Raw genomic sequence first — 14,542 nt, 5'->3', positions numbered from 1 at the left:
GTCGTCTCCGTACCCTCCACGCCGGCACCGGTGCAGCCTCCGTCCCGCCTGCACACGCGCCCAGGCGGGTGCGGGCACCGTGGTCGTCCGTGCCCCCGGGCCGACGGCGTCTCCTGCGGCACGACCAGTGCATCGAGAGGAGACACACATGGACAAGCGGTTCGAGGGCAAGGTCGCGATCGTCACGGGAGCCGGGTCGGGCATCGGCGAGGCCACCGCGCGGGCGTTCGTCGACGAGGGAGCTGCCGTGCTGCTCGTCGACAGTGTCGAGGACAAGGTCCGTGCCGTCGCCGACAGCCTGCCGACCGGTCGTGCGGTCGCGCTGCAGGCCGACGTGGCCGACCCGGCGGCGTGGGAGACGATCGTGTCCGGCGCGGTGGATCGGTGGGACCGCGTCGACGTGCTCGTGAACAACGCCGGCACCTTCACCTCCGGCGACATCACCGACATCGAGCCCGACGAGTGGCACCGGGTCATCGAGACCGATCTGTCGAGCGTGTTCTACGGCACGCGGGCGACGCTGCCGTTCCTGCGGGAGACCAAGGGGTCGGTCGTGAACACGTCATCGGTCTCCGGGATGGACGCCGACTGGCGGATGAGCCCGTACAACGCGGCGAAGGGCGGCGTCTCGAACTTCACGAAGGCCGCGGCGCTCGACAACGGGCAGTTCGGTGTCCGGGTGAACGCAGTCGCGCCGGGCCTCATCTGGACGGACATGACCCAGCAGCAGGCCGAGGACGAGGAGCTCCAGCACGCGTTCGCGGAGCGTGTCTCGCTCGGTCGCGGCGGGCGCTCGGAGGAGGTCGCTGCAGCGGTCCTGTTCCTGGCCAGCGACGCTGCGTCCTACATCACGGGAGCGATCCTGCCGGTCGACGGCGGGACGACCGCGAGCAACGGGCAGCCCGCGCAGTCCTGACCGTCCGACGCGCGGCTCAGAGCAGCTTGCGCAGGGTGTTCGTGTTGCGGGTCGTCGTCGTGCGCCGGAAGCGCGCGGCGGCGGCCCGCTTCGCGAACGCGGTGTCGGTGCTCGAGCCCTTCGGGCAGGACCAGTAGACGACACCGTCGCCCCGGGCCACCCGCTCGACACCGTCGTCGAGCGACAGGTCGACGACCAGGCCGTCGAGGGCGGCGTCGTCGGAGCCGAAGACGACGTGGTCGTGCCGGTCGGGGGCGGAGTCGAACGGGAAGCCGTCGACGACCTCGGTGAGTCGCTCGTGCGGGACGAGGACGATCCGGGCGTCGTACCCGAAGCGGTCCCGCAGGGCCTGCTCGACGGCGGTCTGCACGGTCGACGCGTCGCCCGGTGCCGTGAACACGACGTTGCCCGAGGCGAGCACCGTCCGCACGTCGGTGTACCCGAGACCCCCGAACAGCGCCGCGAGCTCGGCGTTCCGGATCGTGATCCCGTTGACGTTCACCCCGCGCAGCAGCGCGACCCACCTGGCCATGCCGGAACCGTAGCCTGCGCGGCGGCGGTGGGGCGAGCCTCCCGGCCGATCCCGACGACCATTGCGCAAGAGCCATTGCGCAAGAAGTCTTGTGCACCTATGGTCGAGCCATGGATGTGCAGCGACTCGACGACGCGGCGCAGATGCGCGCGCTCTCCCACCCGACCCGGCTGCGGCTCGTCGGGCTGCTCCGGACCGGTGGCCCGCAGACCGCGGCGATGCTCGGCGAGCAGGTCGACGAGGCACCGGGGACGATCAGCTACCACTGCAAGCGCCTGGCCGACGCCGGCTTCATCGAGCCCGCACCCGAGCTCGGCACCGACCGACGTGAGCGCTGGTGGCGGGCGGTCGCGCAGCACACGTCCTGGGACCTCGCGGACGGCTTCGACGACCCCGACCGGATGGTCGCCGGCACCGCGCTCGACCGGACCGTCGCGCAGGCGTACGCCGACGAGTACACGGCGTTCCTCGACCACGTCCCGGCCTTCGGGCGCGAGTGGGTCGCGGCGTCGAACAGCGGTGACCGGACCCTCCGGCTGACGGTCGACGAGCTGCGTGCCCTCGGGTCGGAGCTGCAGGGCGTCCTCGACCGGTGGGAGGCGCGGAGCGCCGAGCACGAACCCGGCGATGGTTCCGAGCGGGTCACCGCGGTCGTCCAGAGCTACCGGTCGGCGCGCCCGTGAACGCGCACTGGCGGCTGCGGTCCCTGCTCGCCGTCCAGGTGGTCTCGCGGACCGGGAACGTCGCGACGACGATCGCGGTGCCGTTCGTGGTGCTGTCCCGCGGCGGGTCGGCGACGGACGTCGGCATCGCGGCCTTCGCGGCGACGATCCCGATCGTGCTCGGCGGGGCCTTCGGCGGCGTGCTCGTCGAGCGCTTCGGGTTCGTCCGGTCGAGCGTGGCGTCCGACCTGGTCAGCGCGGCGACGCTCGTCGCGATCCCGCTCCTGGCGTGGACGGTCGGGCTGCCGGCCTGGGCGCTGCTCGTGCTCGTGTTCCTCGGCGGCCTGTTCGACACCCCGGGGGAGTCGGGCCGGCGGGTGCTCCTGCCGGGACTCGCGACGGCGGCGGGGATCCCGCTCGAGCGTGCCGTGGGTCACTTCGAGGCGTCGGTGCGCTTCTCGGTGCTGCTCGGCGCCCCCGCGGCGGGACTGCTCGTGGGCGCCGTCGGGCCGTTGCCCGCACTGGCCGTGACCGCCGCCGTGTTCGGTGCGGCAGCGGTGCTCGCCGCCGTCACGCTGCGGGGTGTCGTCGTCGCTCCCGCGACCGACGCGGGCGCCGCCGAGCCGTCCGCCGGGTACTGGCGCGACCTCGGCGCCGGGCTGCGCTTCTGCGTGCGCGAACCGCTCTTCCGGCTCGTCATCGCGGTCGTGCTCGTGACGAACCTGCTCGACGCGGCGCGCTCGACAGCGCTGCTCCCGCTCTACGCCGACCGAGTGCTCGACGGCGCGCAGTCGCTCGGGATCGTCAGCGGGACCTTCGGTGGTGCGGCGTTCCTCGGGTCCCTCGCGTTCGGGTACGTGGCGCACCGGGTGCCCCGGCGGATCACGTTCGTGGTGTGCTTCGTCCTGGCCGGCGGGCCGTCGCTCGCGGTGCCGGCACTCGGACTCGGGCTGCCGTGGGTGCTCGGCGCGTGCGTGCTGTCGGGCTTCGCGGCGGGCGCGCTCAACCCGATCCTGGGGGCCGTCGAGCTCGAGCGCATCCCGTCGCACATGCGGGCCCGGGTGTTCGGGCTCCTGTCGGCGGGGTCGTGGGCGGGCATCCCGCTCGGCGGACTCTTCGGGGGCATCGCTGCGGACGGCATCGGCGTGACCGGGACGTTCGCGATCGTGGCCGTGGTCTACACGATCGTCACGCTGTCGCCGCTGCTCGGTGGGTCCTGGCGGCTCATGGAGCGCCCGACGGCGACGGCGCCCGCGGCCGTGCCGCCGACGGTCCCGGTCCCGTAGCCCGACCGGTCGGCCGGTCGGCCGGACGGCCGGCCAGCCGGTCGGCAGCGCTCGCGGCGGCGCGGTCCGTCGTCACGTCGCACAACCGGAAGCACGTCGCACCGCGGAATTCCGTGGTGCGACGCGCTTGCGGTTGTGCGCGAGCGAGTCGAACCAGCGCACGACCGCACCAGCCGAACGCGACGAAGGAGCCCGTCCCGCACTTGCTCGGAGCGACCCGAGCGACGCTCCGGTAGACGAGGAGCATGACGGACGAGCGCAACGCAGACGGCCAGGCAGCAGACGGACAGGGACCGGACGACGCACACGTGGTGCCTGAGGGGGTGTCCGAGGCGACGGTCGAGGCGCTCGGCACGCTGTCGGCCGCACTCGAGGTGCTCGAGCACGCACGGGGCCTGCTCTACGGGTTCCACCGACTCACCGGGACCGCGGACCTGAACCTCGGCGAGGCCGTCGAACAGCTCCGGAAGGCTGGCCACACCGAGCTCGCCGAGCGGATCGACACCGAGCTGGTCGGCCGCAACGTCATCGACGGGCGGTGGACGTTCCAGATCGTCGAGGACTACGACGACAACTACTACGCCCTCGCCAAGGAGCTCGAGCAGACCGCCCGCGACCAGCTCGTCGGCGGCAAGCGCCACCTGTACGAGGCGGGCATGAAGGAGGACCGGCGCACCCCGGGCCGACGCCGCCACGAGGCCAAGCCGGCGGACGTGTCGGACTGACGACGCGCCTCCAGGCCGGACGTACCGGACGTACCGGACGCACTCTCGCGGAACGCACCGTGGGCGGTCCCCCACAGCGGAACGTCGCTGCGAAGGACCGCCCACGTTGCGTCGTGCGGGAAGCGCGGGACGCGGAAGCGGGAGCGCGCTACCCGACGCCGAGCAGCGCCTCGAGCGGCCCGCGCGCGAAGTACAGCAGGAAGCCCGCCGCGACGACGTAGAGGAGCCAGGAGACCTCGCGGCCGCGGCCGGACAGCAGCTTGATGAGCACCCAGCTGATGAAGCCGGCGCCGATGCCGTTCGCGATCGAGTAGGTCAGCGGCATCACGACGATCGTCAGGAACGCCGGCAGCGCAGCCCCGAAGTCACTCCACTCGATGTCCTTCACCTGCGCGACCATGAGCGCACCGACGACGACGAGTCCGGCGGCCGCGACCTCGAGCGGGACGACCTGGGTCAGGGGCGTGAGGAACATCGATGCCAGGAACAGCAGGCCCGTCACGACCGAGGCCATGCCGGTGCGGGCTCCCTCGCCGATGCCCGACGCCGAGTCGATGAAGACCGTGTTCGACGACACCGAGGCGCCACCACCGGCGATGGCGCCGGCACCCTCGACGACGAGCGCCGACTTCAGGCGGGGGAAGGTGCCGTCGGGCTTCGCGACACCGGCGGCCTTCGCGAGCCCGGTCATCGTGCCCATCGCGTCGAAGAAGTTCGTGAAGACGAGGGTGAAGACGAGCATCGACGCGGCGACCGGGCCGATGCGGGTGAACGCTCCGAAGACGTCGGCGTGCCCGACGAGCGACAGGTCCGGCAGCGCGAAGAGGGCGTTCGGCAGGCCGGGGGCGTTGAGGTTCCAGCCGGTGGGGGAGTCGACCGAGGTGGGGACCTTGAAGATCGCCTGCAGGACGATGGCGATCACGGTGGTGCCGATGATGCCGATGAGCAGCGCGCCCTTCACCCGGCGGGCCATGAGCGTGCCGATGATGACCAGGCCGATCAGGAACACGATCGTGGGCAGGGCCGCGACGGAGCCGTCCTCACCGAGCTGCAGCGGCGGCGAAGCGTTCTTCGTGGTGCGCACGAACCCCGAGTCGACCAGACCGATGAACGCGATGAACAGGCCGATGCCGACGGTGATCGCGGCCTTGAGCTGCGCGGGCACGGCCGTGAAGATCATCGTCCGGATGCCGGTCAACGCCAGGATCACGATCACCACGCCGTTGATCACGACGAGGCCCATCGCCTCGGCCCAGGTGACCTGGTGCACGACGCTCACGGCGAGGAACGAGTTGATCCCGAGGCCCGCGGCGATGCCGAACGGGAGGTTCGCGACGAGGCCCATCGCGATCGTCATCACACCGGCGACGAGGCCGGTCGCGGCGGCGACCTGCGCGTTCTGCAGCCAGCCGCCGAGGACGTCCTGCGGCGCCTGGTCCTGGCTGAACCCGCCGAGGATCAGCGGGTTCAGGATGACGATGTACGCCATCGTCACGAAGGAGACGAGACCACCACGGATCTCACGGGGGATGCTCGATCCGCGTTGCGTGATCGAGAAGAAACGGTCGAGGCCGGATGCGAAGCGGTTCCGGGGCGGGGTGTCGGTCTGCTGGGCGCTCACCGAACGAGTTTACAGAACGCTGGGAGTCCGGACGGCGCGCGTGTCGCTGCGCGGGCACCGGCCTGGAGGCGCGGGTCACCGACCCGGGGGACGGTGCGTCCGACAGGCGGCCGCGTTCTGCGGCCATCCGACGGTGTTGGATGAGGGCGTGAACGAACGTCTGGACCGCGCGCGGGTCGAAGCCGCCGTGCGTGAGCTCCTCCTCGCCGTCGGCGACGACCCTGACCGCCCCGAGCTCGAACGGACCCCGGCACGCGTCGCCGACTCGTACGCCGAGTTCTTCGCCGGCATGGGGGTCGACGCCACCGCGATCGCACGCTCCGGCGCCGTGCACTCCGAGGACGGGGAGCGGGGGCAGCTCGTGGTCGTCCGCGACGTGCGGTTCCGTTCGATGTGCGAGCACCACCTGCTGCCGTTCATCGGCGTCGCCCACCTGGCGTACGCGCCGGGCGAGCAGCTCATCGGCCTCGGGACCCTGTCGCGCGTGCTCGACGCCGTGGCCTCGCGGCCGCAGCTGCAGGAGCGGCTCGGCGAGCAGGTCGCCGCAGCCGTCACCGAGGGGCTCGACGCCGACGGCGTGCTCGTCGTGCTCGACGCCACGCACCAGTGCGTGACCGCCCGCGGCGAACGGCAGTCGGGCTCGTCGACGGTGACCGTCGCGGCGACCGGTTCCCTGGCCGACGCGGCGGGGCGGGCCGAGGCGATCGCGCTCATCGGTGCCGGTGCTGGTGCCGACCACGGGGCGGACGCATGACGCGCGAGCAGCTGACCACGGGCCTCCAGGCCGTCTCACCCGCACCCGGCTGGGTCGTGCCGGCCCTGCGCGACCCGGTCCGCACCATCGGTCGCCGCACCTTCGACTTCGACCACCGCATCGCCGTCATGGCGATCGTGAACCGCACGCCGGACTCCTTCCACGACAAGGGTGCGACCTTCGCCCTCGACCGGGCCGTCGAGGCCGCCGTGCGTGCCGCCGACCAGGGGGCCGACTGGGTCGACATCGGCGGCGTGAAGTTCGCGCCGGGGCCCGAGCTGTCCGCCGACGACGAGATCGACCGGGTGCTGCCCGTCGTGTCCCAGCTCGCCGAGCAGTCCGACGTCGTCATCTCGGTCGACACCTTCCGGCCCGAGGTCGCTGCGGCGACGATCGCCGCCGGTGCCAGCGTCGTCAACGACACGACCGGCCTGTCCGACCCGAGGATGGCGTCCGTCGTCGCCGACTCCGACGCGACCGTCGTGATCACGCACTCGACCGCCCCGCCGCGCCAGCAGCTGCCGACGCCGCCGACGTACGCCGACGTGACCGCCTCGGTCGTGGACTTCCTGCGCGAGCGGGTCGACCGTGCGCTCGCAGCGGGGATCCCCGAGTCGCGGATCATCGTCGACCCCGGGCACGACCTCAACAAGAACACCGTGCACACGCTCGAGCTGACCCGACGGCTGCCCGAGGTCGTCGCGCTCGGGTTCCCGGTGCTCGCAGCGGTGTCGAACAAGGACTTCGTGGGGGAGTCCCTCGGACGTCCGCGTGGTGCTCGCCTGTCGGGGTCGCTCGCCGCGGCGACCGTCAGCGCGATGCTCGGCGCCCGGATCGTCCGCATGCACGACGTCGTCGAGAGCGTCGACGCGATGCGCATGGTCGAGGCGGTCCTCGGTTGGCGCGAACCCGTGGAAGCGAGGCACAACACGTGAACAGCCCCTCCCTGCCGGCGTCGATCGCCGACCTGTCCGACGACGAGCTGCTCGACCGGTACACCGCGGACGTCCCCGACGGCCCCTGGCTGCGGGTGAACTTCGTCGCGACGCTCGACGGTTCGGCGTCCGCGTCGGGTCGCACGGCGTCCCTCGGCGGGGATGACGACCTGCGCGTGTTCGACCTGCTCCGCCGGGTCGCCGACGTCGTGCTCGTGGCCGCCGGCACCGTGCGCGACGAGGAGTACGGCCCGATGGTGCTGCACGACGAGGACGTCGCCTGGCGCCGCGCGCACGGGATGCCCGACCACCCGGTCTTCGCGATCGTCACGAACTCCGCGTCGGTGGACGCGGGCTCGCGGGTGTTCACCGAGGCGCCGGTGCGGCCGATCGTGCTGACGTCCGGGTCCGGTGCCGCGTCGTCGTCCGGGCAGGCCCTGGCGTCCGTCGCGGACGTCGTGGACTGCGGCTCGGATGCTGTCGACGTGGGTGCCGTGCGGGACGCCCTGGCCGCTCGGGGCCTCCACCGGATCCACTGCGAGGGCGGTCCGTCGTTCCTCGGGGCGCTCGTCGCCGCCGACGCGGTCGACGAACTGACGCTGACGATCGACCCGACGCTCGAGGGCGGCGAGGGTCCGCGCATCGCGACCGGGTCGTCGCCGGAGCTGCGCCGGATGCGGCCCGCGCACGTGCTGCTCGGCGACGGCGGTGTGCTGCTGACCCGGTGGGTGCGCGACCGGTAGCGGCTAGGGTCGGACGCGTGATCGACGTCGTGGTGTCCGGGGTGCTGTTCGACATGGACGGGACGCTCGTCGACTCGACCGCCGTGGTCGAGGAGGCCTGGAGCCGCTTCGGTGCGGAGCACGGCATCGACCCCGCCGAGATCCTCGGGTTCTCGCACGGGCGGCAGACGATCGACACCGTGCAGCGCTTCCTGCCGCACCTGGCCCCGGACGAGCAGCGGGCGATCGTCGAGACGATGATCGCCGCCGAGATCGGGTACACCGAGGGCATCGTCGAGGTGCCGGGAGCGGCCGCGTTCGTGCAGCGCCTGCTCGACACCGGTGTGCCGGTCGCCCTCGTCACGAGCGCGCCGCGGGAGCTCGCGGTGGAACGGATGCGGGCCGCGGGGGTCCCGGTGCCCGAGGCACTCGTGCCCTCGGAGGACGCCGAGCGGAGCAAGCCGCACCCCGAGGGCTACCTGCGTGGTGCCGCGCTGCTCGGGGTGCCGCCGGAGCGGTGCCTGGCGTTCGAGGACGCCCCCGCCGGGGTCGAGGCCGCCGTCGCCTCCGGAGCCACGACCGTCGTCGTCGGGACGCTCGAGGCACCGGTCACCGCAGGGCTGCCGCGCATCACGGGGTACGACGGCATCGAGGTCGCCCGCGAGGGGTCCGCTTTCCGCATCCGGGGCTGAACGTCGGCTCCGGACTGCGAACGTCCCCAGGCCGTCCGGACGACCGTGGAGGTCGCGCCGGGAGACCCCCGGCAGCGGAAGGAGCGACCATGGCAGCCCTCGACGGCAAGAAGATCCTCGTCATCGCGACGAACTACGGCGTGGAGCAGGACGAGATCGTCGTCCCCACCGACCAGCTCCGCGAGCGCGGTGCCGACGTCACGGTGGCGGCGCAGGAGTCCGGCTCGATCGAGACCCTCGTCGGCGACAAGGACCCGGGCAAGTCGGTCTCCGTCGACACCACCATCGGCAGTGTCAGCGGCGCAGGCGACTACGACGCGCTCGTCGTCCCCGGTGGCACCATCAACGCGGACACCATCCGCCAGGACTCGGACGCGGTCGCACTCGTGAAGGCCTTCGCCGAGGCGGGCAAGCCCGTCGCCGCGATCTGCCACGGCCCGTGGACCCTCATCGAGGCCGGTGTGCTGCAGGGCAAGACCATCACCTCGTTCCCCTCGCTGCAGACCGACGTGCGCAACGCCGGCGCCGAGTGGGTCGACCAGGAGGTCCAGGTCGACGGCGGCCTGATCACGTCGCGCAACCCCGACGACCTGCCGGCGTTCGTCGACGCGATCGAGCAGGCGCTCACCGCCTGACCCGCTCGCACCACGCACCGTGGGCGGCACCTCGCAGGGCTACAGCGCTGCGACGTGCCGCCCACGGTGCGTTTCCCGGAGCGGCCGGAGCGGCCGGAGCGGCCGGAGCGGCCGGAACGGGCGGGGAGCGCCCGTCCGTCAGAGCGCGACGGGGCGCGCCGTGCGGAGCACCGCGGGCCCGAGGGTGAGCACACCGTCGGACTCCGGGTCGCAGCGCACCCCGCCCAGCCCGCGCATCGCCCGGAACGCGCCGGGAGCCACCTCGTGGTCCATCCAGGCGCACGGGTTCGCCGGCCGGTACCCGCGGAAGGACACCGGATCGCCGGACCCCGGGCTCTCGAGCGAGAACGGCGCACCCCGGAGTGCCTCGACGTCGGCACCCCGCAGGTACACGTTGCGCCGGGTCGCCGCGGGGTCGACGGTGGCACCCACCGCCTCGGCCACGGCGTCGAGCCCCTCGAGACCGATCACCGTGACGGTGGCGTGCACGTGCGCCCGTGCGGCGAAGTAGCGGTCACCGACGATGCCGAGTCCCGCCCGCAGCTCGATCCGGTCGCGGAGCTCCGGGCCCTCGGCGGGCAGCGCGCCGTCCGCCGGGCGCCCCTCGTAGCGGTGGTGCGGGGAGACGAGCAGCATCGCGACCTCGACGTCGGTGCGGAAGGGCAGGTCGCCGGGGCCGGCCACGTCGTCGACGGAGGTCACGGCGCCCACGGTAGTCGTGCCTCCCGGCCGGCACCGCCGCCCCGCTGTCGTGTCCGATTCCCGCCAGTACCTGTCGGGGGCCCGTGCCAGGCTGACCGCGTGACGAACCCCGCACCCGGCACGGAGCCGCAGCCCGACGCGCAGCCCGACGAGCTGCACGCCGAGCGCCACCGCGCCGTCGCCTCCCGCGACGCCCGGTTCGACGGCCAGTTCGTCACCGCCGTGCACTCCACCGGCGTCTACTGCCGCCCGAGCTGCCCCGCCCGGACCCCGCGCGCCGAGGGCGTCACGTTCTACCGCACGAGTGCCGCCGCCCACCTCGCCGGCTTCCGCGCGTGCAAGCGCTGCCTGCCCGAGGCGACGCCGGGCAGCCCGGAGTGGGACCTCCGCGAGGACGTCGCCGGCCGCGCCGTCCGACTCGTCCTCGACGGCGTCGTCGAGCGCGAGGGGGTACCCGGCCTGGCCGCCCGCGTCGGGTACTCCGAGCGGCAGCTGAGCCGGATCATGACCGAGGAGCTCGGGGCCGGACCGAAGGCCCTCAGCCGAGCGCACCGCGCGCAGACCGCCCGGACGCTGCTGACCTCGTCGGACCTGCCGGTGGCCGACGTCGCGTTCGCCTCCGGCTTCACGAGCGTCCGGCAGTTCAACGACACCGTGCGCGAGGTCTTCGCCCTCACCCCCTCCGAGCTCCGCGCGCGCCGGACCGACCGGCCGACGTCGGCCGACGACGGCTGGCTGCACGTCCACCTCCCGGCCCGCGCGCCCTTCGACCTGCAGGGCCTGCTCGACTGGCACGCGCTCCACGCCCTCAGCGGGCTGGAGCACGTCGAGCGCAACGCTTCGGGTCGGGTCACGGCCTACGGTCGCCTCGTCGCCCTGCCGGGAGGCCCGGCCCGCTTCACCGCCTCGGCCCCCGCTGCCGACGGGGTCGGCAGGGGCGCGGGGCGCGTCGGGGTCGCCCTGCGCGTCCGCCTCACCACGCTCTCCGACCTGCCGACCCTCGTGGCGCGGGTGCGGGCCCTGTTCGACCTCGACGCCGACCCCGAGGCGGTCGACGCCGTCCTCGCCACGGACCCCGTCCTCGCCCCGGCGGTCGCCCGGGTCCCCGGCATCCGCCTCCCCGGCGCCGTCGACGCACACGAGGTCGTGTTCCGCACCCTGATCGGGCAGCAGGTCTCCGTGGCCGCCGCCCGCACCGCACAGACCCGGCTCGTCGCAGCCCTCGGGGAGTCGGTCGACCCGGGGCTGGCCGAGGACGGGCTGCTCTTCCCGACCGCGACGACGATCGCGACCCGCGGGCACGAGGTCCTGCGGGGACCCGCGGCGCGGGTGGACACGATCCTGCGCGTCGCGGCGGCGCTCGCCGACGGGTCGCTCATCGTCGACGCGGGACAGTCCTTCGCGGAGCTGCGCGCCGGGCTCCTGGCGGTGAAGGGCATCGGGCCGTGGACGGCGGACTACGTGGCCCTGCGGGTCCGGCACCACCCGGACGTGTTCCTGCACAGCGACCTCGCCGTGCGGAACGGTGCACAGGAACTCGGACTGCCCGGTGGCGCCCGCGAGCTCTCCCTACGGTCGGAGCAGGTGGCGCCGTGGCGGAGCTACCTGACGATGCACTGCTGGCGTCCGATCGTCGACCGCGCGAGCGCGGTGGCGGAGGCAGCAGCGGCGACGGACCACCAGGAGGAGACAGCATGACCGAGCCCACGACGACCATCCAGACGCTCGACACCCCCGACGGCCCCTTCACGGTGCTCGAGGACGACGAGGGGCACGTGCTCGCGTCGGGGTGGACCGACGACTCCGCACGGTTGCTCGCGCGGCTGGCCGACCGGCACCGCCCACGACGGCTGACCGACGGCCGGGTGCGTGCGGCCGAGGCGGTCGAGGCCTTCTACGCCGGCGAGGTCGAGGCGGCGATGCGGGTCCCGGTCCGACAGCACGGCACCGACCTGTTCGCCGAGGGCTGGCGGCAGCTCCGCGCGATCCCGGCCGGCACCGTCCTGACCTACACCGAGCTCGCGGCGGCCATGGGACGACCGGACGCCGTCCGCGCGGCTGCGAGCGTCTGCGCGCGGAACGCCCCGGCGCTCTTCGTGCCGTGTCACCGGGTGCTGCGGTCCGACGGGACGCTCGGCGGCTTCGCGTGGGGGCTCGACGTCAAGCGCTCCCTGCTCGAGCGTGAGTCGGTCGGCGTCACCGCGCTCGCCTGAGCAGCTCGGCGAGCGGGAACCGAGCGGCGACCGAGCGGAGCCCGAGCAGGGTCGACCGAGCAGAGTGCACAGGGAACGTGGAGCGCTCCCCCTGGTTGCGGGTGGTGACGCTCACGGTCCGGACTGTCATGCTCTGGGTACCGACCCGCACGGTCCCTCCGCAGGACCCGACGCAGCGCCGTCGCGCACCTCGGAAGGACCCATGCCCCCCGACCAGCACGCCCCGCCCGGACAGCAGCCGGGGGACCCCGCGCACGTCGACCGCACGGTCGTGTCCGCGGACGGCACACCGCTCGCGGTCGCCGAGAGCGGCTCCGGGCCCGCCCTGGTGCTGGTCGGCGGCGCCTGGGACCACCACGGCAGCCCGGCGGTCGACCGGATGGTCGCGGCCCTCAGCGACCACTACCGGGTCGTCACCTACGACCGGCGGGGTCGGGGTGCGAGCGGGGACACCGCGCCGTGGTCGGTCGAGCGCGAGGTCGAGGACCTGGCGGCGGTCGCGGCGTCCGTCGACGGCCCGGCCGACGCGGTGGGGTGGTGCGTCGGTGCAGGGGTGGTGCTGCGTGGCCTCGCGGCCGGCGTGCCGTTCGGGCGCGCGGTCCTCTGGGAGCCGCCGTACCGCGCCACGGTCGACCCGCAGGGCGACGACGTGCTGTTCGCGGACTTCCTCGACGGGCACGTCGCGGCCGGACGCCGAGCGCAGGCGGTGCGGGCCTTCCTGTCCCGGGTGCTCGGCATCCCGATCCCGCACATCACCGCGGCGCGCCTGAAGCCCGGACTGTGGCGGTCGCTCCTGGCCGACGCACACGTGCTCTCCCGGGACGTCCGGGTGCTCAACGGCCTCTCCGTCCCCGAGCGGGTGGCGGCGTCGGTCGGCGTCCCGGTGCTCGTGGCCTCTGGCGACGGCGGCGCCGAGTGGATGCGGCAGGCCTCGGTCGCGCTGGCCGAGGCGGTGCCCGGCTCGCGGCACCTCGTCGTCCCCGGTCAGGGGCACGTGCCGGAGCCGAAGGTGCTGCGGCACCTGGTCGACCGGTTCGTCGGGCTGCCCGCGCCCGAGTGACGTGCTCACCCGGAGCCGCTGCGGTCGGTCGTCACCGGCCGACGCGGGAGGGTGGGCATCGCGGGTGCGAGAGGATGGAGGCGTGACTGCTCCCCGCCTCGGCCTGCTGCTCGACGTCGACGGACCCATCGCCAGCCCGGTGACCCGGACGATCGCGATCCCCTCGATCGTCGCGGACCTCGTCGCGCTCGCCGCCGAGGGCATCCCGATCGTCTTCAACACCGGCCGGAGCGACGCGTTCATCCGCGAGCAGGTGGTCGGTCCGCTGATCGCCGGAGGACTCGCGGAGGGTGGCCGGGTGCACGCGGTGTGCGAGAAGGGTGCCGTCTGGTGCTCGATCGGCCCGCAGTACGAGGGCGGGATGAGCGACCTGGTGATCGCCGAGGACCTCGCGCTCCCGCGGGACTTCGCCGACGAGATGCGCGACCTCGTCCGTGACGAGTACGCCGACCTGGTGTTCTTCGACGAGACGAAGCACGCGATGGTCTCGATCGAGCAGCGTGTCGAGGTACCGAACGCCGCGTACCTCGCCCGCCAGGCCGAGTTCGACGCGAAGGCGATGGCGGCGCTGGAGCGGCGCGGGCTCGGTGTCCGCCGGCTCGACGACGTCCGACCGGACGCCGACGGCGCGGTGCAGTGGCGCGTCGACCCGACGATCATCTCCACCGACGTCGAGTCCGACCGGTCCGGCAAGGACATGGGTGCCGAGCGAGCCCTCGAGCTGCTCGCGCAGGACGGGGAGCTGCCGGTGACCTGGCGGACCGTCGGCGACTCTCGTAGCGACTACGCGATGGCGGACTGGTTGCACGCCAACGGGCACGACGTCGCGCACGTGGACGTCCGGCCGTCGGACGGGGTGCCGCCGACGCCGTACCCGGTGCTCACCGCCGACGACGGCGTGATCCACGACGAGGCGGGCGCGCGCTTCCTGGCCGACTGGCGCCGCGGCGCCTGAGCCGCCCCGCGTTCGGGCGGGCCTCCCGCGCCGGACCCCCCCCGAGCCTCCAGGCCGATGCCGCGCCGCCGGCGTCTGCCCGGGTGCCGAGACGCCGGTGTCTGCACCAGACGCCCTGAGTGCCTCGAGACG

The 14,542-nt window shown here is 73.6% G+C and carries 17 protein-coding genes; 13 read left to right on the top strand and 4 right to left on the bottom strand.

Annotated features, from left to right (window positions below; translation table 11 throughout):
* The first annotated feature begins 148 nt into the window (after positions 1-148).
* On the top strand, positions 149-916 hold the full coding sequence (locus J2X59_RS04950; protein WP_326495889.1) for an SDR family NAD(P)-dependent oxidoreductase: 768 nt from the start codon (positions 149-151) through the stop codon (positions 914-916).
* A gap of 16 nt (positions 917-932) precedes the next feature.
* On the opposite strand, the gene J2X59_RS04945 is transcribed toward J2X59_RS04950, so the two are convergent.
* Complete coding sequence (locus J2X59_RS04945) at positions 933-1,448, bottom strand: DUF1697 domain-containing protein (RefSeq protein WP_326495888.1); 516 nt, start codon at positions 1,446-1,448, stop codon at positions 933-935.
* 110 nt (positions 1,449-1,558) lie between these two features.
* Between J2X59_RS04945 and J2X59_RS04940 the strand changes: the two genes are divergently transcribed.
* The 3 genes from J2X59_RS04940 (at position 1,559) to J2X59_RS04930 (ending at position 4,121) form a co-directional block, all read left to right on the top strand.
* Entirely contained in the window at positions 1,559-2,131 is a 573-nt protein-coding gene (locus tag J2X59_RS04940) for an ArsR/SmtB family transcription factor (RefSeq protein WP_326495887.1), read from the top strand.
* Positions 2,128-3,396: an MFS transporter gene (locus J2X59_RS04935; RefSeq protein ID WP_326495886.1), complete on the top strand. Its 1,269-nt coding sequence runs from the start codon at positions 2,128-2,130 to the stop codon at positions 3,394-3,396. The genes J2X59_RS04940 and J2X59_RS04935 overlap by 4 nt, the downstream gene beginning before the upstream one ends.
* Before the next feature lie 245 nt (positions 3,397-3,641).
* Positions 3,642-4,121, top strand: a complete 480-nt coding sequence (locus J2X59_RS04930; RefSeq protein ID WP_326495885.1) for a hypothetical protein — start codon at positions 3,642-3,644, stop codon at positions 4,119-4,121.
* Between the two features lie 148 nt (positions 4,122-4,269).
* Here J2X59_RS04930 and J2X59_RS04925 read toward each other — a convergent pair whose 3' ends face one another.
* Positions 4,270-5,742, bottom strand: a complete 1,473-nt coding sequence (locus J2X59_RS04925; RefSeq protein ID WP_326495884.1) for an NCS2 family permease — start codon at positions 5,740-5,742, stop codon at positions 4,270-4,272.
* A 148-nt stretch (positions 5,743-5,890) separates the two neighbouring features.
* Between J2X59_RS04925 and folE the strand changes: the two genes are divergently transcribed.
* The 5 genes from folE (at position 5,891) to J2X59_RS04900 (ending at position 9,480) form a co-directional block, all read left to right on the top strand.
* Entirely contained in the window at positions 5,891-6,496 is a 606-nt protein-coding gene (gene folE, locus J2X59_RS04920) for a GTP cyclohydrolase I (RefSeq protein WP_238638116.1), read from the top strand.
* Entirely contained in the window at positions 6,493-7,431 is a 939-nt protein-coding gene (folP, locus tag J2X59_RS04915; RefSeq protein WP_326495883.1) for a dihydropteroate synthase, read from the top strand. Before folE ends, folP begins: the two co-directional genes overlap by 4 nt.
* Complete coding sequence (locus J2X59_RS04910; RefSeq protein ID WP_326495882.1) at positions 7,428-8,174, top strand: pyrimidine reductase family protein; 747 nt, start codon at positions 7,428-7,430, stop codon at positions 8,172-8,174. Before folP ends, J2X59_RS04910 begins: the two co-directional genes overlap by 4 nt.
* Before the next feature lie 17 nt (positions 8,175-8,191).
* Complete coding sequence (locus J2X59_RS04905) at positions 8,192-8,845, top strand: HAD-IA family hydrolase (RefSeq protein WP_326495881.1); 654 nt, start codon at positions 8,192-8,194, stop codon at positions 8,843-8,845.
* An 89-nt stretch (positions 8,846-8,934) separates the two neighbouring features.
* The gene (locus J2X59_RS04900) at positions 8,935-9,480 is read left to right on the top strand and encodes a type 1 glutamine amidotransferase domain-containing protein (protein ID WP_058750492.1); all 546 of its coding nucleotides are present in this window, start codon (positions 8,935-8,937) and stop codon (positions 9,478-9,480) included.
* Positions 9,481-9,618: 138 nt separating this feature from the next.
* On the opposite strand, the gene J2X59_RS04895 is transcribed toward J2X59_RS04900, so the two are convergent.
* A complete protein-coding gene (locus J2X59_RS04895; RefSeq protein WP_326496096.1) occupies positions 9,619-10,116 on the bottom strand; it encodes a molybdenum cofactor biosysynthesis protein in 498 nt (165 codons plus the stop codon).
* A gap of 219 nt (positions 10,117-10,335) precedes the next feature.
* Between J2X59_RS04895 and J2X59_RS04890 the strand changes: the two genes are divergently transcribed.
* Together J2X59_RS04890 and J2X59_RS04885 are read left to right on the top strand one after the other, a co-directional pair.
* Complete coding sequence (locus J2X59_RS04890) at positions 10,336-11,880, top strand: DNA-3-methyladenine glycosylase 2 family protein (RefSeq protein WP_326496095.1); 1,545 nt, start codon at positions 10,336-10,338, stop codon at positions 11,878-11,880.
* A complete protein-coding gene (locus tag J2X59_RS04885) occupies positions 11,877-12,395 on the top strand; it encodes a methylated-DNA--[protein]-cysteine S-methyltransferase (protein WP_326495880.1) in 519 nt (172 codons plus the stop codon). The genes J2X59_RS04890 and J2X59_RS04885 overlap by 4 nt, the downstream gene beginning before the upstream one ends.
* Here the strand turns inward: J2X59_RS04885 and J2X59_RS04880 are convergent.
* Positions 12,379-12,510 (bottom strand): hypothetical protein, encoded by a 132-nt coding sequence (locus J2X59_RS04880; RefSeq protein ID WP_326495879.1) that lies wholly within the window; start codon positions 12,508-12,510, stop codon positions 12,379-12,381. The two genes, J2X59_RS04885 and J2X59_RS04880, sit on opposite strands and share 17 nt — an antisense overlap.
* Before the next feature lie 87 nt (positions 12,511-12,597).
* Here J2X59_RS04880 and J2X59_RS04875 point away from each other — a divergent pair, with 87 nt between their 5' ends.
* Positions 12,598-13,455 (top strand): alpha/beta fold hydrolase, encoded by an 858-nt coding sequence (locus tag J2X59_RS04875; RefSeq protein WP_326495878.1) that lies wholly within the window; start codon positions 12,598-12,600, stop codon positions 13,453-13,455.
* Between the two features lie 82 nt (positions 13,456-13,537).
* On the top strand, positions 13,538-14,410 hold the full coding sequence (locus tag J2X59_RS04870; RefSeq protein ID WP_326495877.1) for a hypothetical protein: 873 nt from the start codon (positions 13,538-13,540) through the stop codon (positions 14,408-14,410).
* Positions 14,411-14,542 lie beyond the last annotated feature (132 nt).

The sequence above is a fragment of the Curtobacterium sp. 260 genome, from assembly GCF_030803485.1.
Classification (GTDB): domain Bacteria; phylum Actinomycetota; class Actinomycetes; order Actinomycetales; family Microbacteriaceae; genus Curtobacterium.
Note: the sequence above shows the minus strand (reverse complement) of the source record. Positions and strands in the feature narration are given on the sequence as shown.

Excerpts from the sequence above, each read along its gene's own strand:
- J2X59_RS04875 (WP_326495878.1), top strand. The coding sequence starts at position 12,598 with ATGCCCCCCGACCAGCACGCCCCGCCCGGACAGCAGCCGGGGGACCCC.
- J2X59_RS04950 (WP_326495889.1), top strand. The coding sequence starts at position 149 with ATGGACAAGCGGTTCGAGGGCAAGGTCGCGATCGTCACGGGAGCCGGG.
- J2X59_RS04895 (WP_326496096.1), bottom strand. The coding sequence starts at position 10,116 with ATGCTGCTCGTCTCCCCGCACCACCGCTACGAGGGGCGCCCGGCGGAC.
- J2X59_RS04940 (WP_326495887.1), top strand. The coding sequence starts at position 1,559 with ATGGATGTGCAGCGACTCGACGACGCGGCGCAGATGCGCGCGCTCTCC.
- J2X59_RS04945 (WP_326495888.1), bottom strand. The coding sequence starts at position 1,448 with ATGGCCAGGTGGGTCGCGCTGCTGCGCGGGGTGAACGTCAACGGGATC.
- folP (WP_326495883.1), top strand. The coding sequence starts at position 6,493 with ATGACGCGCGAGCAGCTGACCACGGGCCTCCAGGCCGTCTCACCCGCA.
- J2X59_RS04900 (WP_058750492.1), top strand. The coding sequence starts at position 8,935 with ATGGCAGCCCTCGACGGCAAGAAGATCCTCGTCATCGCGACGAACTAC.
- J2X59_RS04930 (WP_326495885.1), top strand. The coding sequence starts at position 3,642 with ATGACGGACGAGCGCAACGCAGACGGCCAGGCAGCAGACGGACAGGGA.
- J2X59_RS04885 (WP_326495880.1), top strand. The coding sequence starts at position 11,877 with ATGACCGAGCCCACGACGACCATCCAGACGCTCGACACCCCCGACGGC.